Origin of the sequence: Litchfieldella qijiaojingensis (assembly GCF_014651875.1) — a bacterium.
Classification (GTDB): domain Bacteria; phylum Pseudomonadota; class Gammaproteobacteria; order Pseudomonadales; family Halomonadaceae; genus Litchfieldella; species Litchfieldella qijiaojingensis.
The window spans coordinates 94732-114810 of sequence record NZ_BMXS01000013.1 but is presented as its reverse complement, the minus strand read 5'-3'; the positions used below and the strand labels follow the sequence as shown (position 1 = coordinate 114810).

Genomic DNA, 20079 nt, shown 5'->3' with positions numbered 1-20079 from the left:
CTTTTGGCCATCTTGCTTTCACATACAGCGCAGATATCATTAGCCAACTAACCGGGCAAACGGGGAGACATCAAGCACATGAGCACCAGTCTTCAGCCTGTCGGCCATCTATCACCAGGCCATGACCTGAATGGCTATATCCAGGCCGTCAACGGTATTCCCGTATTGTCGGCCGAGGAAGAGCGTGAACTGGCCTTTCGTCTGCACGAGCAGAACGATCTGGAGGCTGCGCGTCGCCTGGTCATGTCGCACCTGCGTTTCGTGGTGCACATCGCCCGCAGCTATTCCGGCTATGGGCTGCCCCAGGCTGACCTGATCCAGGAAGGTAACGTCGGTTTGATGAAGGCGGTCAAGCGGTTCGATCCGACCCAAGGCGTACGGCTGGTATCCTTCGCCGTGCACTGGATCAAGGCCGAGATCCACGAGTACGTGCTGCGCAACTGGCGTATCGTCAAGATCGCCACCACCAAGGCCCAACGCAAATTGTTCTTCAATCTGCGTAGTGCCAAGAAGCGCTTGGCCTGGCTCAACAACGACGAGGTCGATGCCATCGCCAAGGACCTCGACGTCAAGCCTGAGGTGGTGCGTGAGATGGAAGGCCGACTGGCCGCCTACGATGCCGGTTTCGATGCCTCTCCCAGCGAGGAGGACGAACAGGGCTATCAGGCGCCGGTGCACTTTCTCGACGACGGTCGCTACGATCCCGCCACGCAGCTCGAGAACAGCGACTGGGAGGAAGACTCCACTCGGCGTTTGCGGGTCGCCTTGGAAGCCTTGGACGAGCGTTCGCGCGATATCCTGCAGCGCCGTTGGCTGAATGAGCCCAAGGCGACACTGCATGAGCTGGCCGATGTCTATGGCGTGTCCGCCGAGCGCATCCGCCAGCTCGAGAAGAACGCCATGAAGAAGATCAAGCAGCAAATCGGTGACACGCTGGTGGCGTGAACGACGATACGGCTTTTGACAGCAGATAGAGACGCGAAACCCCGGTCAGTTCAAATGCCGGGGTTTCGTCATTATGGGCTGTGCGATCGATGGTCAGGCTCTGGCTACATGCGGTACGTCAATCAGTAGTTGCCTGGACAGCAGTTGCCATTGGTCCTCCCAGTGCTCGGTCGGGCGTCGCCTGAAGTCGCTGCGCACATACTGAGTGATGCGGCCTTCGGCATGGGCCAGCAGCAGGTTGGCAGCGCTGGAGGCGGGTAGCGCCGAGCGACGGTGCTCGCGAATCTCGGCCTCTCGCAGGATCTGCTTGAGCTGGGTTTCCAGACGCTCGAAGAGCTGATTCATGCGCTGTCGCAGACGCGCTGTCTCGCCGGTCAGCACATCGCCACCAAGCAGCCGCGAGAGACCAGGATTCTTCTCGGCGAAGCCCAGCAACAGGGTGAGGATCTGCTGGCAACGTGATAAGGCCTCGGGTGTGTCTTCGAGGATCCGCCGAATCCGTTCGAACAGGCTTTCCTCGATGAACTCGATCAGTCCCTCGAACATGCGCGCCTTGCTGGGGAAGTGGCGATACAGTGCCGCCTCGGAGACGCCGACTTGGCGCGCCAGGGAGGCGATGGTGATACGCTTGCCGCTGTCCTCCTCGAGCATTAATGCCAATGCCTGAAGGATCTGCTCGCGGCGACTTTGTTTGACTGGTTCCTGCGTCATGGTGTTCTTCTAATGCTTCCGTTGTCCGCTCATCCTACTGTCGCCCCCGCTCCGGGGCAAACATTGGGGGGGGTCCGAGAGCTGCCTGCGTTATGGTCGGCGCTTTTCGGATAAACCCTGGCGGAGGCTATGGCGTGCCGTCACCGCGGCCTGATTCGGTAATCTGGGTGCCGACTCCAGTATTGGTGAAGATTTCCAGCAGCGAGGCGTGGGGCACGCGACCATCGATGATGTGGGCGCTCTTGACCCCGCCCTTGACGGCCTCCAGAGCACAGCGGATCTTCGGCAGCATACCGCCATGGATGGTGCCGTCTGCGATCAAGGCGTCCACGGCGGTGGTCGACAGGCCGGTGAGGACCTCGCCGGCCGCGTTCATCAGGCCGGCGACATTGGTCAGCAACATCAGCTTCTCGGCGTTAAGGGCTTCGGCGACCTTGCCGGCCACCAGGTCGGCGTTGATGTTGTAGCTGCGGCCCTGGCCATCCACGCCGATCGGCGCGAGCACCGGGATGAAATCGCGCTCGGCGAGCATCTCGATGAGGTCAGTGGCGATATGCTCGACTTCGCCGACATGACCGATATCGATGATTTCCGGGGCGGTCATTTCCGGCGTCTGGTGCTCGACCTTGAGCTGGCGTGCGCGAATCTGGCCGCCATCCTTGCCGGTCAGGCCGATCGCCTTGCCACCGCACTGGTTGATCAAGTTGACGATGCTCTTGTTGACAAGGCCGCCGAGCACCATCTCCACCACGTCCATGGTTTCGGCATCGGTCACGCGCATACCGTTGACGAAGCGCGATTCTATCTTGAGCTTGGTCAGCAGTTCGCCGATCTGCGGACCGCCGCCATGCACCACCACCGGGTTGATGCCGACCTCCTTGAGCAACACCATGTCGCGGGCGAAGGAGTCGATCAGAGTGTCCTCGGTCATGGCGTTGCCACCATACTTGACCACTACCGTCTTGCCGGAGAAACGTTGGATATAGGGCAGGGCCTCGGAAAGGACTTCGACCACCAGGCGGGGATCGCGCGTCTGTTCGGTCATAGGAGTGTCTCGTCATGGACCGAGGCGCCGGATGGAATACGGGCGGCACCTCGGATAGTTCGTGGAAATCAACTCAGAACGGTAGCTCGATATCCGGTGCGACGCGCGTTAGCGCGGCGCCAAAGCTTGACTGGATACGCTTCAGCGCCGCTTCGTCCTTGCCTTCGAAGCGCAACACCAATACCGGTGTGGTATTGGAGGCGCGACACAGTCCCCAGCCGTCGGGATAGTCGACCCGGATGCCGTCCAAGGTGGTCTTGACGCCATTGGCGCCGAAATCGCCTTCCCGGGCCAGGCGCTCGACCAGGGCGAACTTGGTCTCGTCGGTAACGTGAACGTTCAGTTCCGGCGTACCCAGGTCTTGGGGAAAGTGCTCGAAGAAAGCGTCGGCGTCGAGCTTCTGGCGAGAGAGGATCTCCAGCAGCCGTGCGGCGCCGTAGATGCCATCGTCGAAACCGTACCAGCGCTCCTTGAAAAAGATGTGGCCGCTCATCTCGCCGGCAAGCAGGGCGCCGGTCTCCTTCATGCGCCCCTTGATCAACGAGTGGCCGGTGCGCCACATCTCCGGGGTGCCGCCGGCCGACTCGATCACCTGAGCCAGGTTGCCGGTGCATTTGACATCGAAGATCACTCGGGCGCCAGGGTTACGGGATAGCATGTCCTCGGCGAAGGCCATCAGCAGCCTGTCGGGGTAGATCAGTTCGCCCTTGGGAGTGATCACACCCAGGCGGTCGCCGTCGCCATCGAAGGCTAGACCGATGTCGGCGCCACTTTCCTGGACGGTACGGATCAGGTCCGCGAGGTTTTCGGGCTTGCCGGGATCCGGATGATGGTTGGGGAAAGTGCCGTCGATCTCGGCGAACAGCGGGGTCGTCTCGGCGCCCAAGCGCTCGACCAGTTTGGGTCCCAGTTCGCCGGCCACGCCATTGCCGCAGTCGACTACTGCCTTGATCGGGCGATCCAGCTTGACGTCGCTGAGAACGCGCTCGAGATAGGCTTCGCGAACGTCCTTCTCACGAACGTGGCCCGCGCCCTGGGTGAAGTCGTTTTGCTGAATGCGCCTGTAAAGCGCCGTGATGGCGTCGCCAGACAGCGTCTCGCCGTTCAGCACGATCTTGAAACCGTTGTAGTCGGGCGGGTTGTGGCTACCAGTGATCATCACCCCCGAGGCACTGTCCTCGAGCACATGGGTGGCATAGTAGAGCACCGGGGTGGGTACCATGCCGATATCGATGACATCACGCCCGGAGGCGATGAGTCCGCGTGTCATGGCAGCCTGCAGGCGCGGACCGGAAAGGCGCCCGTCGCGGGCCACGATGACAGTGGATTCGCCACGCGCGGCGGCCTCGGCGCCGATGGCGCGGCCGATCAATTCGACGCTTTCCTCGGTGAGGGTGTCATCGACGATGCCGCGGATATCGTAGGCGCGGAAGATGGAAGCGGGAACCTGGTTCATGGCGCAAATCCTTCGCTGGTGTGAAATGTCGGTAGGGCCTTGAGCATGAGGGCACCGTGCGGTCGCCACTAATGGCTCCTCAGTGGCGGCCGGAGCTGCCGAAACCGCCAGCGCCTCGTAGGCTGGTATCGAAGTCGTCGACGACTTCTAGCTCGGCTTGCACCACAGGCACAAGCACATATTGTGCCAGGCGTTCGCCCGGCTCGAGCACGAAGTCTCGGTTGCCGCGGTTCCATACCGAAATCATCAGCTCTCCCTGATAGTCGGAGTCGATCAGGCCGACCAGGTTGCCGAGTACGATGCCATGCTTGTGCCCCAATCCGGAGCGCGGGAGGATCATCCCGGCGAGACCGGGGTCGGCGATGTGGATGGCCAGGCCGGTGCGCACCAGCTCGCATTGCCCCGGAGCAAGAGTGAGCGGTGCATCGAGCAGAGCGCGCAGGTCCATGCCGGCACTGCCGGTGGTGGCATAGTGTGGCAGAGAGTAGTCACGGATTCGGTCGTCGAGGATCTTGACGGCCAGCTTGGGCACAGCCTGCTGTGATGTCGGGCGAGTAAGGGTATCGGTATCGGCCATTGGCGGTTCCTGTCAGGAGGATGCGGTGTCGTGGCGCTTTGCCAGACACCCGAGAATGATATCGAGGATCGCCGCGGCCATCGCAGGCTTGGTTTGTGTCGGCAATTCGCGACGCTGCGAAGGGGAGCCGTCGGCGTCGCGCCACAACAGTAGGGCGGCATTGTGGTCGGACCCGAAGCCTACTCCATCCTGTGACACATCGTTGGCAACGATCATGTCCAGCTTCTTGCGCGTGAGTTTATCGCGGGCATAGGTCTCAAGGTCGCGGGTCTCGGCGGCAAAGCCGACCACATAGGGGCGCCCCGAGGCAGGAGGTCGGGCGGCGATCTCGGCAATGATATCGGGATTCTTGACCAGCGTGAGCGTCAGTTCGTCGCGGCCGGGCGTCTTCTTGAGCTTGTGCTCGGCGGCTTGTGCGACTCGGTAATCGGCCACCGCCGCGCAACCGATGAAGACATCGATGTGCTCGGCCAGGCGGTTGGCAGCCTCGGACATTTCGAGGGCCGAATTCACGTCGATGCGTGTCACCCCTGGCGGCGTATCCAAGTTCACCGGGCCGCTGATCAGGGTGACGTCGGCGCCCCGCTCGGCTGCGGCGGAGGCCAGCGCGTAGCCCATCTTGCCCGAGCTGTGATTGGACAGGTATCGCACCGGGTCGATGGGCTCGAGGGTGGGGCCCGCGGTGATGGCGATCTTCAAGCCGCTTGCATCGGGGGGGCGAAGCGTTGCGGTATCGGGGAATGCAGCGAGTTCGGCCAGCAGGCTCTCGGGCTCGAGCATGCGCCCCGGCCCCACATCACCGCAGGCTTGGTCGCCGGCGTCCGGTCCCAGCAGCCGCCAACCATCGGTCTCGAGCTGGCGGGCATTGCGCTGTGTCGCCGGATGGCGCCACATGGCCTGGTTCATGGCAGGTGCCATGACTCGCTCGGCCTGGCTGGCCAGGCATAGGGTGGTCAGCAGGTCATCGGCATGGCCATGGGCCAGGCGCGCCATCAAGTCGGCGGTGCCTGGTGCGACCAGGATCAATTCGGCCCAGCGGGCCAACTCGATATGACCCATGCCGGCCTCGGCCTCGGGGTCGAGCAGAGAGGTGCGTACGGCCTCGCCGGTCAGCGCCTGCAGCGTCAACGGAGTGATGAAGGCCTGGGCGCCCTCGGTCATGACCACCCGTACCTCGGCACCGGCCTTTTTCAGCAGCCTTGCCAGGTGGGCGCTCTTGTAGGCGGCAATGCCGGCGCTGATGCCGAGCAGGATGCGTTTGCCGAGCAGTGTTGACATGACACCATCCGAACGGAAAGCTAGACGCTTACCTTACCATCGGTGCCGGACTTTGCGTAGCCAAGGGCCGACCGTCCCCGTTTGCGGGGGAAAAAAGAAAAGGATGCAGGGACGCATGTCTATCAGAAACTGGCCCGAGGGCGAACGGCCCCGGGAGAAACTGCTCGCCTTGGGTGCAGCAGGGTTGTCGGACGCCGAATTGCTGGCGATTTTCCTGCGAATCGGGGTGAAGGGGCGCTCGGCGGTCGATCTGGCCCGCGACCTGCTGAGCGCCTTCGGTGGCTTGCGTCAGTTGCTGGAAGCCGATCGTGCACGTTTCTGCGCCGAACATGGCCTGGGCGAAGCCAAATTCGTGCAGCTCCAGGCAGTACTGGAGCTCTCCCGGCGCCACTTGGCCAGCCAGCTCGAACGAGGCGGTGCCTTGACCTCGCCGTCGTTGGTGCGGAATTACCTGGCCTCGCAGCTCCGTCATCTGGGCCATGAAGAGTTCGCGGCACTGTTTCTCGATAGTCAGCACCGGGTGATCCGCTTCGAGTCACTGTTTCGCGGTACTCTGGACAGCGCATCGGTCTACCCACGAGAAGTGGCCCGCAGGGCCTTGGAATTGGGTGCCGGCGCGATCATTTTCGCGCATAATCATCCTTCCGGTGTTGCTGAGCCCAGTGACGCCGATCGGCGGATCACCGAACGGCTCAAGGAGTCGCTCGGTCTGTTCGAGATCCGCGTGCTGGACCATTTCGTGGTTGGCGATGGGGAGGTGGTATCCTTCGCTGAACGCGGCTGGTTATGAGTTGGTTGCGCTCGCTCAGTTCACCGGGCAGCGCTTGGAGGCTTGCCGTGCCGGGGCGGTTCTGGTATAAAGTGCAGCCTTTGATTCCCTTGGGTTAAATGAAGGGGGCATTTAGGCGGTGGCCAGCCGTTCGCCCTACCCGGTTTGCCCGACAGGTTTTGAACAACTCGCCAAGCGGTTGGAGGCTCCCATGTCCAAAGTATGTCAGGTTACCGGCAAGCGCCCGGTGACTGGTAATAACGTATCCCACTCCCAGCGCAAGACGCGCCGTCGTTTCTTGCCGAACCTGCACACCCACCGTTTCTGGGTGGAGTCCGAGAAGCGCTTCGTCAAGCTGCGTATCTCCTCCAAGGGTATGCGCATCATCGACAAGAAGGGCATCGAAGCGGTGCTCAGCGATATCCGCAAGCGCGGCGAAGCCGTCTAAGCGATTTTTCAGGGAGCAATCGTCATGCGTGACAAGATCAAGATGGTGTCCAGTGCCGGTACCGGCCACTTCTACACCACCGACAAGAACAAGCGGAACACTCCGGACAAGCTCGAATTCAAGAAGTTCGACCCGGTGGTCCGCAAGCATGTGATGTACAAGGAAGCCAAGATCAAGTAAGTAGATGTAGGCTTCTACCGCAGGCGAGAGTCTGCCCCGGAACCCGGCTCGCGCCGGGTTCTTGTGTATCTGAGCCCCGTCCAGGAATCGCCATGCCTGAACTCCCTGAAGTCGAGACCACGCGCCGCGGTATCGCGCCGCATGTCGAGGGGCGCGAGATCCGCGAGGTGATCGTTCGTGAGCGGCGTCTGCGTGTCCCGGTGCCGGAAGGGATCGAGGATGCCTTGATCGGTCAGCATGTCGGTACGCTTGGCCGGCGCGCCAAGTATCTGCTGGTGCCTGTCGCCGGTGAAGCTGGCGAGTCGCGAGCGCTGCTGTGGCACTTGGGGATGTCGGGCAGTCTGCGCATCGCCCGTCTGGGCGATTTACCGAGGAAGCACGACCATATCGACCTGGTCCTCGATGACGGTGTCATCCTGCGCTATCACGATCCCCGTCGTTTCGGTTTTCTCGACTGGTTGCAGGGCAGCGTCGAGGCCGATCCTCGACTTGCTCGACTGGGACCGGAGCCCCTTTCGCCGGAATTTGACGCACGGCGACTTCATACGCTGTCACGCGGCCGTCGCATTGCTGTGAAACCTTTTCTGATGGACAACGCCGTCGTCGTGGGTGTCGGTAACATTTATGCCAGCGAGGCGCTGTTCCTGGCCGGCATCGACCCCCGGCGGGCAGCGGGGCGAATCTCACGCGAGCGCTACGAGCTCCTGGCCGCAGCGGTGCGCGAAGTGCTGGCGGCGGCGATCACCCAAGGGGGCACGACATTGCGCGATTTCATCAGCGGCACCGGTGAGCCAGGCTATTTCGCACAGCGCCTCAATGTCTACGGTCGTGATGGCCAGCCTTGCCGACGCTGCGGGTCCGAACTGAGGCTGGTGACCTTGGGGCAGCGTGCCAGTGTGTTTTGCGGCAGTTGCCAGACCTGAGCGGTTTCGCCGCGCGCGTACCACCTCGAGTACGTTAGAATATCCCTATTATCGCTTTCGATCCGATGGAGTCCCGCGTGACAGAACGCTTGCGCTTGAAGAAGAATGCCGATCGTCGCTTGAAGGCCGGCCACCTATGGCTGTATTCCAACGAGATCGATACCCAGGCCACGCCGCTGAAGACCTTCGAGCCGGGAAGTCAGGCAGTGATCGAAGCGGCTAATGGCAAGGCAATGGGCGTAGCCTATGTCAACCCGCATTCCTTGATTTGTGCGCGTGTCGTATCCCGCGATCCCAACGTCCGACTCGACCGTTCGCTGCTCGTGCATCGCCTCAACCAAGCGCTGGGGCTGCGTCAACGACTGTTCGACAAGCCCTATTATCGCCTGATTCATGGCGAAGGCGACCTGTTGCCGGGTTTGATCGTCGATCGCTTCGACGATGTGCTGGTGGTGCAGCTCAACACTCTGGGCATGGAGCGCTTGGGTGAAGAGGTCGTCGCGGCTCTGGACAAGGTGCTATCGCCCCGCGCGATCGTGTTCAAGAACGATTCTTCCGGCCGCCGGCAGGAGCAGCTCGAACGACAGGTGGCGGTTGTTCAGGGTGAATTGCCTGAGCGAGTCATGGTGGAAGAGAACGGGGTGCGCTTCGTGGTACCGGTGCTCGAAGGTCAGAAGACCGGCTGGTTCTATGATCATCGCGCCAACCGAGCCTGGCTGAACCGCCTGGTCGCCGGCCAGCGGGTGCTGGACGTGTTCAGCTACGTGGGTGGCTGGGGAGTGCAGGCAGCGGCCCACGGCGCGCGTGAGGTGCTGTGCATCGATGGTTCGGCCGAGGCTTTGGGACGGGTGGCCGAGAATGCCGAGTTGAACGGCCTGGCCGAGCGTGTGGCCGTTGGCGAGGGCGATGCCTTCGAGGCACTTGCCACGCTCAAGGCCGAAGGCGAGCAGTTCGATGTGGTGATCCTCGACCCACCAGCCTTCATCAAGAAGCGCAAGGACATTCCCAACGGCGAACGGGCCTATTCGCGCCTCAACCGCGATGCCATGCGCCTGTTGGGACGCGACGGCCTGCTGCTGTCCGCCTCGTGCTCGATGCATCTGACGGCGGAACGGCTGGTCGAGTGCGTACGTGGTGCAGTACGCCACCAGGACCGCCATGGCCAAATCATCTATGAAGGCCATCAGGGCCCCGATCATCCGGTGCACCCGGCAATTCCCGAAACGGCGTATTTGAAGGCGCTGGGAGTTCGTGTCTTCCGCGACTGACGAGGAAATTGCGGCGCTCGCTAATTTCCTGTCACTATGGACTATGGCTGAATCCGGATTCGTTCGCGTCTTTGCCCATCCCAATGCCTTGCTGGTCAACCATATCCACAATGTGTTGACCGCGGCCGGCATTCCCGCTGAATTGCGTAACCTCACCCTGGGCGGGGGAGCCGGCGAACTACCGCTCTCCGAGTGCGAGCCCGAGGTTTGGGTCGCAGCCCACAACGCAGAGCGTTCTCATCGATTGATCCAGGAAAGCCTGCAGGGGACGAACACCTCTGCCCCCGAGTGGCGCTGCCCGGGTTGTGGCGAGGTACTCGAGGGGGTATTCGATGCCTGCTGGAAGTGTGGTCATCGGCAACCCTGACTGCCTATATTGCATGCCCACGTTTCACCGATAAGGAGCGCTTCCTTGGAAGGGCGCCGACCGCCCAAAGAATGAGGACCGGAAATCCTCTTGTTTTTGGCTGAATTAACGGGATCTCATCCGGTTTTGCGGGTGCTTTTCATGAAATTGTTGCGAATTTTCATGTGATTTTATCGTGATTGACTCATTGTGCTGTAATGGGTGAGAGAGCCGTCTTATCGCGATATCACATGTTCGTTCGGAGGTGCCATGAAGATCGCCGTGCCCAAAGAAATCAAGAACCACGAGTATCGCGTGGCGCTGACACCGACCGGCGCCCGCGAGCTGGTGAATCGTGGCCATCGAGTCCGGGTCCAGGCCGGTGCCGGAGAAGGCGCGGGTTTTCCCGATGCGGATTACGAGGCGGCAGGAGCGTCGCTCGAGGCCGACGTAGCCGCACTCTGGGACAGCGCCGAGCTGATTCTCAAGGTCAAGGAGCCGCAGCCCGAGGAAGTCGAGCGTCTGCGTAAGGGGCAGACGCTGTTCACCTATCTGCACTTGGCCGCTGAGGAGGCGCTCACACGAGGGCTGATGAAGAGTGGGGCGACCTGCATCGCATACGAAACCATCACCAGTGCTCAGGGTGGGTTGCCGCTGCTGGCGCCGATGAGCGCGGTGGCTGGGCGCATGGCGGTGCAGGCTGGCGCGCACAGCCTGGAGAAGGCCCAGGGCGGGGCTGGCGTGCTGTTGCCGGGGGTGCCGGGGGTTCCGCCGGCCCGGGTAACCGTCATCGGCGGCGGCGTGGTCGGCGAGAACGCCGCTCGCATGGCGTTGGGCTTGGGCGCTGAGGTGACGATTCTCGATAAGTCGCTTCCGCGCCTGGAAGTGCTCGACCACCGCTATCAGGGACGTTTGAAAACCGCATATTCCACTGCCGATGCTCTGGATGAGGCGATTCGCGATTCGGACCTGATCATCGGTGCCGTGCTGGTGCCCGGTGCCGCGGCTCCCAAGCTGATTCGCCGAGAGCAGTTGGCGGACATGCGGCCTGGCAGCGTGCTGGTCGATGTTGCCATTGACCAGGGTGGCTGCTTCGAGACCAGCAAGGCGACCACCCACGCTGAGCCAACCTACGTCGTCGATGGTATCGTGCATTACTGCGTGGCCAACATGCCCGGTGCCGTGGCGCGAACCTCGACCCAGGCACTGACCAATGCCACTCTGCCGTTCGTCATGGCGCTTGCCGACAAGGGCTGGCGACAGGCACTGGCCGACGACCCGTACTTCCTGCCGGGGCTCAACGTGCATGATGGTCAGGTGACCTATCCAGCGGTGGCCGAGGCCTTCGGACTGGAGAGCGTGGATCCCGCCAGCGTGGTGAAGTAATGCTGCCCTGTTCGCCTTGAGCGGGGCAGCACGGTAAACTGGCGCGATCGAAACGAGAGATCAGGCCAGTCCGATTCCATGAGCAAGACACGTGTTCTTACCGGCATCACCACTACCGGCACGCCGCATCTTGGCAACTATGTCGGTGCCATCAAGCCCGCCATCGCCGCGAGCCAGGACCCGAACGTCCAGTCCTTCTACTTCCTCGCCGACCTGCACTCCTTGATCAAGTGTCAGGATCCTCGACGGGTGCAGGAGTCGCGGCTGGAGATCGCCGCCACCTGGCTGGCACTGGGGCTGGATACCGACAACGCCATTTTCTATCGTCAGTCGGACATTCCCGAGATCCCCGAACTGACTTGGCTGTTGTCCTGCGTCTGTGCCAAGGGGCTTATGAACCGCGCGCATGCCTACAAGGCGGCCGTGGCGGAAAACGAAGCCGCTGGCAACCTGGACCCCGACAAGGGCATCACAATGGGGTTGTTCGGCTATCCGGTGCTGATGGCCGCCGACATCCTGATGTTCAATGCCCACAAGGTGCCGGTGGGTCGTGACCAGATCCAGCATATCGAAATGGCCCGCGACATGGCGGGGCGATTCAACCATCTCTACAAGGGGCAGTATTTCACCCTGCCGGAGGCAGTGGTGGACGAGAAGGTGGAGGTGCTCGGTGGTCTCGATGGGCGCAAGATGTCCAAGAGCTACAACAACACCATCCCATTGTTCGCGTCCGAAAAGAAGCTGCTCAAACTCGTGCGCAAGATCAAGACCAACTCCCTGGAGCCGGGCGAGCCCAAGGACCCGGATACCTGTACCTTGTTTCAGATTTATTCGGCCTTCGCCACGGTGGAAGAGACCGAGTTCATGCGCCAGCAGTATCGCGACGGTATCGGTTGGGGAGAAGCCAAGAATCAGGTCTTCGAATACCTCAACGAGCACCTGCGAGAGCCGCGCGAGCGCTACCAGGCGCTGATGGAGGATCCGGGCCATATTGAAGATGTGCTCCAGAAGGGCGCCGAACGAGCCCGTGCCGAAGCCGCTCCGCTGATGGACAGCCTTCGCCAAGCCGTGGGGCTGGGGCGTTTCCACTGACGCGCCACTAACCTCGATTCCCTGACAACAGCACGAGACGAGAGATGAACGAGCCAGCCAAACGCCCACTGTACGTGCCCTACGCCGGACCCACCCTGCTGGAGATGCCGCTGCTCAACAAGGGTAGCGCGTTTACGTTGCCGGAACGCATCGCCTTCAACCTGGTCGGTTTGCTTCCCCATAACGTCGAGACCATCGAAGAGCAGGCCGAACGTGCCTATCGCCAGTACCGGCAGTGCCAGAACGACCTTGACCGGCACATCTACCTGCGGGCCATCCAGGACGACAACGAAACGTTGTTCTTCCGCTTGCTGGAGGAGCACCTCGAGGAGATACTTCCGATTATCTATACGCCTACGGTGGGCGAGGCCTGTGAGGAATTCTCCAACATTTACCGCAACCACCGGGGGCTGTTCGTCTCCTACCCCCATCGCGAGTACCTGGACGACATCCTGCGCAGTGCCACCAAGGACAACGTCAAGGTGATCGTGGTCACCGATGGCGAACGTATTCTGGGGCTCGGCGACCAGGGCATCGGTGGCATGGGTATCCCGATCGGCAAGTTGTCGCTGTACACCGCTTGTGGCGGCATCAGCCCGGCGTATACCCTGCCGATCATGCTCGATGTGGGAACCAACAACCAGGCACTGCTCGATGACCCCATGTACATGGGCTGGCGCCATGAGCGCATCTCGCAGGCAGAATACGATGCCTTCCTTGAAGACTTCATCGCCGCGGTGAAGCGTCGCTGGCCGAATGTGCTGCTGCAGTTCGAGGACTTCGCCCAGACCAACGCCATGCCGCTGCTCGAGCGCTACCGCGACGAACTGTGCTGCTTCAACGACGATATCCAAGGCACCGCGGCGGTGTGCGTGGGTACGTTGCTGGCCGCCTGCAAGGCCAAGGGCGAGAAGGTCAGCGAGCAGCGTATTGCCTTCGTCGGCGCTGGCTCGGCGGGCTGCGGTATAGCCGAACAGATCGTGGTGGCGATGCAAGAGGAGGGAGTCAGCGAGGCCGAGGCACGGAAACGAGTCTTCATGATCGATCGCTGCGGGCTGCTGACCAGCGACATGGATGGGCTATACGACTTCCAGTCGCGTCTGGCGCATGAGCCGGCCAGCGTCGCCGAGTGGGGCGAGCGGGGGTTGCTGGAAGTGGTGCGTCACGCCAGGCCCACGGTGTTGATTGGTGTTTCCGGCCAGCGCGGCCTGTTTACCCGCGAGGTGATCGAAACGTTGCGGGAGGGTTGTCCGCACCCACTGGTGATGCCGCTTTCCAACCCCACTTCCAGGGTCGAGGCCACGCCCGAGGAAATCCTTGCCTGGACTGATGGCCAGGCGCTGGTTGCCACCGGTAGCCCATTCAAGCCGGTGGAACTGAAGGGCAAGACCTACCGTATCGCCCAATGCAACAATGCTTACATCTTCCCGGGCGTGGGACTCGGCGTGGTCGCCGCTGGCGCCTCGCGAGTCACCGATGGCATGCTGATGGCGGCCTCCAACGCCTTGGCCAATGCCGCGCCCATCGTCAAGTATGGCGAGGGAGCGCTGTTGCCGGCACTGTCCGATATCCGCGAGGTCAGCAAGACCATTGCCTTCGACGTGGCCAGGCAGGCCCAGGAAGATCATGTGGCACTGAGAAGCGACGACGATACGCTGTGGGAAGCGATCGAGCGCAACTTCTGGTATCCGCGCTATCGCGGTTATCGTCGCCGGGCGTTCTAAGCCACGAGCCGAGGGCTACGAGTTGCGAGCTACGAGCAGCGAGCAGTTTTCTGCCCGAAGCCCGAAGCCCGAAGCCCGAAGCCCGAAGCCCGAAGCCCGAAGCCCGAAGCCCGAAGCCCGAAGCCCGAAGCCCGAAGCCCGAAGCCCGAAGCCCGAAGCTCATTTAGCGACTAAAAGGCCCTGTTGGTCTCCCGGCAGGGCCTTGGCTTTGAATGGTGATCGAGATTACGCCGAACCGATCATCTTCCTCAGCACATAGTGCAGGATGCCTCCGTGGCGGTAGTACTCCAGCTCGTTGGCGGTGTCGATGCGGCACAGCGCCTCGAACTTCTTCTCGCCCTTATCGCTGACGATGGCCACCTTGACCTTGCCACCCGGCGTCAGCTCATCGAGCCCTTCGATGGAGACCGTCTCGTCGCCGGTCAGGCCCAGTGTCTTGCGACTCTCGCCTTCGGCGAACTGCAGCGGTACCACGCCCATGCCGATCAGGTTGGAGCGATGGATGCGCTCGTAGGATTCGGCCAGCACCGCGCGAACGCCGAGCAGGCGAGTGCCCTTGGCAGCCCAGTCGCGTGACGAACCAGTGCCGTATTCCTTGCCGGCGACCACCACCAGCGGCGTGCCTTCCTCCTGGTATTTCATCGCTGCGTCATAGATCGCCATCTGCTCGCCACTCGGTACATGGGTATAGCCACCTTCGACGCCGTCGAGCATCTCGTTTCTGATGCGCACGTTGGCGAAGGTCCCGCGCATCATCACCTCGTGGTTACCACGCCGTGAGCCGTAGGAGTTGAAGTCCACCGGCTTGACGCCGCGTTCCTGCAGGTAGCGTCCGGCGGGGCTATCGGGCTTGATGGCACCAGCTGGGGAGATGTGGTCGGTGGTCACCGAATCACCGAGCATGGCCAGGACGCGAGCGTCCTTGACGTCCTCCACCGGTGCGGGCTCCTTACCCATGCCTTCGAAGAACGGCGGATGCTGGATATAGGTGGAGTCCTTCGACCACTCGTAGACTTTGCTCTGCGGCACGTCGATGGCTTGCCAGACCTCGTCGCCGTCGAAGACCTCGGCATACTCCTTGCGGAACATGTCGGTCTTGACCTCCTCCACCGCCTTGGCGATCTCCGCCTGGGAGGGCCAGATGTCCCGCAGGTAGACCGGTTTGCCGTCCTGATCCTCCCCCAGTGGCTCCTTGGTCAGGTCGAGGCGCACATTGCCGGCCAGGGCATAGGCCACCACCAGCGGCGGCGAGGCCAGCCAATTGGTCTTGACCAGTGGGTGCACCCGACCCTCGAAGTTGCGGTTGCCGGAGAGCACTGAAGCCACGGTCAGGTCGCCATCCTCGATGGCCTTCTCGATAGGAGTCAACAGCGGCCCGGAATTGCCGATGCAAGTGGTGCAGCCATACCCCACCAGGTTGAAGCCCAGCGCGTCGAGGTCTTCCTGGAAGCCGCCAGCGGCCAGATAGTCGGTGACCACCTTGGAGCCAGGAGCCAGTGAGGTCTTGACCCAAGGTTTGGTCTTGAGCCCCTTCCGCAGTGCCTTGCGCGCCAGAAGCCCCGCAGCCAACATCACGCTAGGGTTGGAAGTGTTGGTGCACGAGGTGATGGCGGCGATCACCACTGCCCCGGGATTGAGCTTGAAAACATCACCGTCGAGATCGACGTCCTGGCTGTCGTGGTGCTCATAGCTCGCTTCGACACCCACCGCGGTCTGGCCCCCTTCGGAGAACAGCCGTCCTTTCTCGGTGGATGATAGTTCCTCACCATCGTTATTCATCAGTTTTTCGAAAGTGGCCCTCATGTCACTGAGTGCCACGCGGTCCTGAGGGCGTTTGGGGCCGGCCAGGCTGGCTTCGACATCAGTCATGTCCAAGTGCAGGGTGTCACTGAAGATCGGCTCCGCACCAGGCTCGCGCCACAGACCCTGCGCCTTGCAGTAGGCTTCCACCAGCGCCACTTCGGGCTCGCTGCGGCCGGTCAGGCGCAAGTAGTTCAGTGTTTCGTCGTCGACTGGGAAGAAACCGCAGGTGGCGCCGTATTCCGGGGCCATGTTGGCGATGGTGGCACGATCGGCTAGCGGCAAATCGTCCAGGCCGTCGCCGTAGAATTCGACGAACTTGCCGACCACGCCCTTCTTGCGCAGCATCTGGGTCACCGTCAGCACCAGATCGGTGGCGGTGATGCCCTCGCGCAACTTGCCGGTCAGCTTGAAGCCCACCACTTCGGGGATCAGCATCGACACCGGTTGACCGAGCATGGCTGCCTCGGCCTCGATACCGCCTACACCCCAGCCGAGAATGCCCAGCCCGTTGATCATGGTGGTATGGGAGTCGGTCCCCACCAGGGTGTCGGGGTAAGCGAAGGTCTTGCCGCTTTCCTCCTTGGTCCACACCGTCTTGCCCAGGTATTCCAGGTTGACCTGATGGCAGATACCGGTGCCTGGCGGCACTACGTGAAAGTTATCGAAGGCTTGCTGGCCCCAGCGCAGGAACTCGTAGCGTTCGCGATTGCGCTCCATCTCGATGGCTACGTTGTCGCGAAAGGCGGTGGGATTGCCGTACTTGTCGACCATCACCGAGTGGTCAATGACCAAGTCCACAGGCGACAGTGGATTGATCCTCGAGGGATCCTCGCCGAGCTTCTCGACCGCGGCGCGCATCGAGGCCAGATCGACCACGCCGGGGACTCCGGTAAAGTCCTGCATCAGCACCCGCGCGGGGCGATAGCCTATCTCGCGGGTCGAGCTGGCGGTCTGTTGCCAATCGACCAGCGCCTGCATGTCGTCGCGGGAGACGCTCTCGTCATCAGCGAAGCGAAGCTGATTCTCCAGCAGCACCTTGAGGGTGACGGGCAAGCGCGAAATATCGCCCAAGGCCTCGGCTGCCTTGGGCAGGCTGTAGTAATGGTAGATGCGCTCGCTCACGGTCAGGCTGGCAAGCGTGTGCGGTGCGGAATCGGCACTCATGGTCTTCTCCTCATGACGAATGAAGGGTCATTCGGGCGGGACTCTTGTATCACATGGTCATGATAGATGCTGTTTTCAAGCGTTGCCCCAGAGGGCAGCCGGCCGGCATCAACGGCTATGCTGTGGAAACAAGGGAAGGCCGGAAATTCGCTTCGGCTTAATCATGACGACTTGAAAGCATCGTGCACTGCCCCCATTAGGAATGGCTCGGTGTGGGTGTGGTGCACTGCCGCCGGGAGCGCAGCATGCATGAGGAAATGTTGACCTCGCACTTGGTCCACTGCCCGTACTGCAGCACCGAATTCGACCTGCTGGTGGATGCCAGCCAGGGAAGTCATCAGACCTGGGAAGATTGTCCGCGCTGTTGTGCGCCCATCCAGGTCATGGTGACGGTATCGCCGCACAGCGGTGAACTGGAAGGTGTGATCGTGAACCGCGATGACGAGGTTCTTTGAATGTCCACCATCGTTCGTGGTCATCGCGCGGTCACGTGTCCACGGCAGGATAGGCACTGACTATATTGCCGATTGGGCTTATTAAATTGCGGTATCCTGGTCTTGGCCTTAGGCTGGATTCCGTTTTGACACGTTTACTCAAGAGCCACTCACTCTCAAAGGAGATCTGCATGAGCGTACTGGTTGGTCGTCAAGCCCCGGATTTCGAAGCCGCTGCCGTTTTGGGGAACGGTGAAATCGTCGAGAACTTCAAGCTGTCGGACAGTAACGGCAAGCTGCGCGTGCTGTTCTTCTGGCCGCTGGATTTCACCTTCGTCTGCCCGTCCGAGATCATCGCCCACGACAATCGTCTGGCACAGTTCAAGGAACTCGGCGTCGAAGTGATCGGGGTGTCCATCGACTCCCAGTTCACCCACTATGCCTGGCGCAAGACTTCCCCGGAGAAGGGTGGTATCGGTGAAGTCGGTTTCCCCATCGTCGCCGACGTCAAGCATGAAATCACTCAAGCCTATGGCATCGAGCATCCGGAAGCCGGCGTCGCCATGCGTGGTTCCTTCCTGATCGACGAGAATGGCATCGTCCAGCATCAGGTGGTGAACAACCTGCCGCTGGGCCGTAACGTCGACGAGATGTTGCGCATGGTCAAGGCTCTCAAGCATCACCAGAAGCATGGCGAAGTCTGCCCGGCAGGCTGGGAAGAAGGCAAGGAAGGCATGCAGGCCGACGCGGAAGGCGTTGCCAAGTACCTGGGTGCCCACTCTCAGGCACTGTAAGCCTTCGGCAATCCCAGAGGCGGTCCGAGAGGCCGCCTCTTGCGTTGCGATCCGTGCGGCAAGCCGGGTTACAATGACCGCAAACAGGGTTTTGCGGCATGGCTTTGGGCCGAAGTCATGCCGCAGGGCCGCTGAATGCCATCTTTCTTAGGAAGCGTTGCCTAAGGAAGCGTTCCGTAATGCAGCGGTTTCCCCGTCAGCTCAAGTACGAGGTCTACCCCATGAGCGAAGTGCGCCACGAACGCCTGATCATTCTCGGTTCCGGCCCGGCCGGCTATGCCGCCGCCGTCTATGCTGCCCGCGCCAACCTCAAGCCGCTACTGATCACCGGCATACAGGCTGGTGGTCAGTTGACCACCACCACCGATGTCGACAACTGGCCTGGTGATGATACCGGCGTGCAGGGCCCCGAGCTGATGGAGCGCATGCGCAAGCATGCCGAGCGTTTCGATACCGAGGTTTTGTTCGATCATGTCAACGAGGTCGAGCTTCGCGAACGTCCTTTTACCCTCAAGGGCGATAACGGCACCTATACCTGTGATGCCCTGATCATCGCCACTGGGGCTAGTGCCCGCTATTTGGGGCTGCCCTCCGAGCAGGCGTTCATGGGGCAGGGGGTCTCGGCCTGTGCCACCTGCGATGGCTTCTTCTACCGCAACCAAGAGGTTGTCGTGGTGGGCGGCGGCAACACCGCTGTGGAAGAAGCGCTGTACCTGTCGAACATTGCCTCCAAAGTGACTCTCGTGCATCGTCGCGACAGTTTGCGGGCCGAGAAGATCCTGCAAGGCAAGCTGTTCGACAAAGTCGAGAATGGCAATATCGCTATCGAGTGGAACCATGTCCTGGACGAGGTGTTGGGGGACAATACCGGGGTTACCGGCGTGCGCCTCAAGTCGACCCAGGACGGCAGCACCAAGGAACTTGCCGCCCCTGGTGTGTTCATTGCAATTGGTCACACGCCCAATACCGCCATTTTCGAGGGACAGCTCGACATGCAGGGTGGCTACATCAAGGTGCGTTCGGGGCTGGAGGGTAATGCCACCGCTACTAGCATCCCGGGTGTGTTCGCCGCCGGTGATGTCATGGACCACGTCTACCGTCAGGCGGTCACCTCCGCTGGCAGTGGCTGCATGGCGGCGCTTGACGCCGAGCGGTATCTCGACGAATTAAGCTAGAAGCCGGAAGAGCGCCGCTTCGCGGCTGAAAGAGGGAAGAACGCTGCTACGCAGCTTGAAGAGGGGAGGTTGAAGATCGGCGCTGCGCGCTTTGAAGAAGGAGGGAAAAGCCAGATACTGTCTTCCTTCTTCCTTCTTCCTTCTTCCTTCTTCCTTCTTCCTTCTTCCTTCTTCCTTTTTCGTCAATAGTGCGGCGGTATCTCGTCCTCGGGGCGAAAGCCGGTATCGTCGCGGTCACTTTCCTGCAGGGTGCGCTGCTGTTCGCGCAGGCGCTGCTGCATCAGCTCATTTAGCCTTTCCAGTTGTGCCAGTCGTTTCTCTTGGGCTGCCACGGCTCGGTCCAGGCTTTCCAACCAGTGTTCCTGATAGGCAATGCGGCTTTCCAGGTCGTCGAGTCGCGCGCAGCAGTGCGCGAGCGAGTCGTCTTTTGTCATGCTAGAATCTTCGGGTTGCGTGTTGCCGTTCATCGCGACACCTTCACTGATGGATCAACGCCCAGAGGCGCATGTACTGCTGGGCATTCATCATGATCGTTCATCCATTGCCATCATAAGAGAACTC

At 61.4% G+C, this 20079-nt stretch carries 20 protein-coding genes; 13 read left to right on the top strand and 7 right to left on the bottom strand.

Going from position 1 to position 20079, the window contains the following annotated elements; translation table 11 throughout:
* The first annotated feature begins 78 nt into the window (after positions 1 to 78).
* Positions 79 to 945, top strand: a complete 867-nt coding sequence (rpoH, locus tag IE093_RS13395) for an RNA polymerase sigma factor RpoH (RefSeq protein ID WP_189470012.1) — start codon at positions 79 to 81, stop codon at positions 943 to 945.
* 93 nt (positions 946 to 1038) lie between these two features.
* Here the strand turns inward: rpoH and slmA are convergent, their stop codons facing one another.
* The 5 genes from slmA to coaBC all read right to left on the bottom strand — a co-directional run bounded on the left by slmA (position 1039) and on the right by coaBC (position 6012).
* Complete coding sequence (gene slmA / locus IE093_RS13390) at positions 1039 to 1656, bottom strand: nucleoid occlusion factor SlmA (protein ID WP_189470010.1); 618 nt, start codon at positions 1654 to 1656, stop codon at positions 1039 to 1041.
* 127 nt (positions 1657 to 1783) lie between these two features.
* Complete coding sequence (gene argB, locus IE093_RS13385; protein ID WP_189470008.1) at positions 1784 to 2701, bottom strand: acetylglutamate kinase; 918 nt, start codon at positions 2699 to 2701, stop codon at positions 1784 to 1786.
* Positions 2702 to 2774: 73 nt separating this feature from the next.
* A complete protein-coding gene (locus tag IE093_RS13380; protein WP_189470006.1) occupies positions 2775 to 4157 on the bottom strand; it encodes a phosphomannomutase/phosphoglucomutase in 1383 nt (460 codons plus the stop codon).
* Between the two features lie 79 nt (positions 4158 to 4236).
* Entirely contained in the window at positions 4237 to 4734 is a 498-nt protein-coding gene (gene dut, locus IE093_RS13375) for a dUTP diphosphatase (protein ID WP_189470004.1), read from the bottom strand.
* A gap of 12 nt (positions 4735 to 4746) precedes the next feature.
* Positions 4747 to 6012 (bottom strand): bifunctional phosphopantothenoylcysteine decarboxylase/phosphopantothenate--cysteine ligase CoaBC, encoded by a 1266-nt coding sequence (gene coaBC / locus IE093_RS13370; protein WP_189470002.1) that lies wholly within the window; start codon positions 6010 to 6012, stop codon positions 4747 to 4749.
* A 115-nt stretch (positions 6013 to 6127) separates the two neighbouring features.
* Between coaBC and radC the strand changes: the two genes are divergently transcribed.
* The 9 genes from radC to IE093_RS13325 all read left to right on the top strand — a co-directional run bounded on the left by radC (position 6128) and on the right by IE093_RS13325 (position 14148).
* Positions 6128 to 6802, top strand: a complete 675-nt coding sequence (radC, locus tag IE093_RS13365) for a RadC family protein (protein ID WP_189470000.1) — start codon at positions 6128 to 6130, stop codon at positions 6800 to 6802.
* Between the two features lie 190 nt (positions 6803 to 6992).
* Positions 6993 to 7229: a 50S ribosomal protein L28 gene (gene rpmB, locus IE093_RS13360; RefSeq protein WP_016417371.1), complete on the top strand. Its 237-nt coding sequence runs from the start codon at positions 6993 to 6995 to the stop codon at positions 7227 to 7229.
* A 24-nt stretch (positions 7230 to 7253) separates the two neighbouring features.
* Positions 7254 to 7409 carry a 50S ribosomal protein L33 gene (rpmG, locus tag IE093_RS13355; RefSeq protein WP_189469998.1) on the top strand — a complete coding sequence of 52 codons (156 nt, stop codon included), beginning with the start codon at positions 7254 to 7256 and terminating at the stop codon, positions 7407 to 7409.
* Positions 7410 to 7501: 92 nt separating this feature from the next.
* Positions 7502 to 8332, top strand: a complete 831-nt coding sequence (gene mutM, locus IE093_RS13350; protein ID WP_189469996.1) for a bifunctional DNA-formamidopyrimidine glycosylase/DNA-(apurinic or apyrimidinic site) lyase — start codon at positions 7502 to 7504, stop codon at positions 8330 to 8332.
* Between the two features lie 77 nt (positions 8333 to 8409).
* Positions 8410 to 9600 (top strand): class I SAM-dependent rRNA methyltransferase, encoded by a 1191-nt coding sequence (locus IE093_RS13345; protein WP_189469994.1) that lies wholly within the window; start codon positions 8410 to 8412, stop codon positions 9598 to 9600.
* On the top strand, positions 9584 to 9967 hold the full coding sequence (locus IE093_RS13340; protein WP_229803561.1) for a putative signal transducing protein: 384 nt from the start codon (positions 9584 to 9586) through the stop codon (positions 9965 to 9967). Before IE093_RS13345 ends, IE093_RS13340 begins: the two co-directional genes overlap by 17 nt.
* A 249-nt stretch (positions 9968 to 10216) precedes the next feature.
* Positions 10217 to 11332 carry an alanine dehydrogenase gene (gene ald / locus IE093_RS13335; RefSeq protein ID WP_189469992.1) on the top strand — a complete coding sequence of 372 codons (1116 nt, stop codon included), beginning with the start codon at positions 10217 to 10219 and terminating at the stop codon, positions 11330 to 11332.
* A 78-nt stretch (positions 11333 to 11410) separates the two neighbouring features.
* Positions 11411 to 12424: a tryptophan--tRNA ligase gene (locus tag IE093_RS13330; protein ID WP_189469990.1), complete on the top strand. Its 1014-nt coding sequence runs from the start codon at positions 11411 to 11413 to the stop codon at positions 12422 to 12424.
* A 44-nt stretch (positions 12425 to 12468) separates the two neighbouring features.
* Positions 12469 to 14148, top strand: a complete 1680-nt coding sequence (locus tag IE093_RS13325) for an NAD-dependent malic enzyme (protein ID WP_189469988.1) — start codon at positions 12469 to 12471, stop codon at positions 14146 to 14148.
* A 225-nt stretch (positions 14149 to 14373) separates the two neighbouring features.
* Here the strand turns inward: IE093_RS13325 and acnA are convergent, their stop codons facing one another.
* The gene (acnA, locus tag IE093_RS13320; RefSeq protein ID WP_189469986.1) at positions 14374 to 17115 is read right to left on the bottom strand and encodes an aconitate hydratase AcnA; all 2742 of its coding nucleotides are present in this window, start codon (positions 17113 to 17115) and stop codon (positions 14374 to 14376) included.
* A gap of 245 nt (positions 17116 to 17360) precedes the next feature.
* On the opposite strand from acnA, the gene IE093_RS13315 reads away from it, so the two are divergent.
* From IE093_RS13315 to trxB, 3 genes are all read left to right on the top strand, one after another.
* Positions 17361 to 17570, top strand: coding sequence for a CPXCG motif-containing cysteine-rich protein (locus IE093_RS13315; RefSeq protein WP_189469984.1), 210 nt, complete (start codon positions 17361 to 17363; stop codon positions 17568 to 17570).
* Between the two features lie 170 nt (positions 17571 to 17740).
* Entirely contained in the window at positions 17741 to 18343 is a 603-nt protein-coding gene (locus IE093_RS13310) for a peroxiredoxin (RefSeq protein ID WP_189469982.1), read from the top strand.
* 221 nt (positions 18344 to 18564) lie between these two features.
* The gene (trxB, locus tag IE093_RS13305; RefSeq protein ID WP_189470063.1) at positions 18565 to 19518 is read left to right on the top strand and encodes a thioredoxin-disulfide reductase; all 954 of its coding nucleotides are present in this window, start codon (positions 18565 to 18567) and stop codon (positions 19516 to 19518) included.
* Between the two features lie 182 nt (positions 19519 to 19700).
* Here trxB and IE093_RS13300 read toward each other — a convergent pair whose 3' ends face one another.
* On the bottom strand, positions 19701 to 19952 hold the full coding sequence (locus IE093_RS13300) for a SlyX family protein (protein ID WP_229803559.1): 252 nt from the start codon (positions 19950 to 19952) through the stop codon (positions 19701 to 19703).
* Positions 19953 to 20079 lie beyond the last annotated feature (127 nt).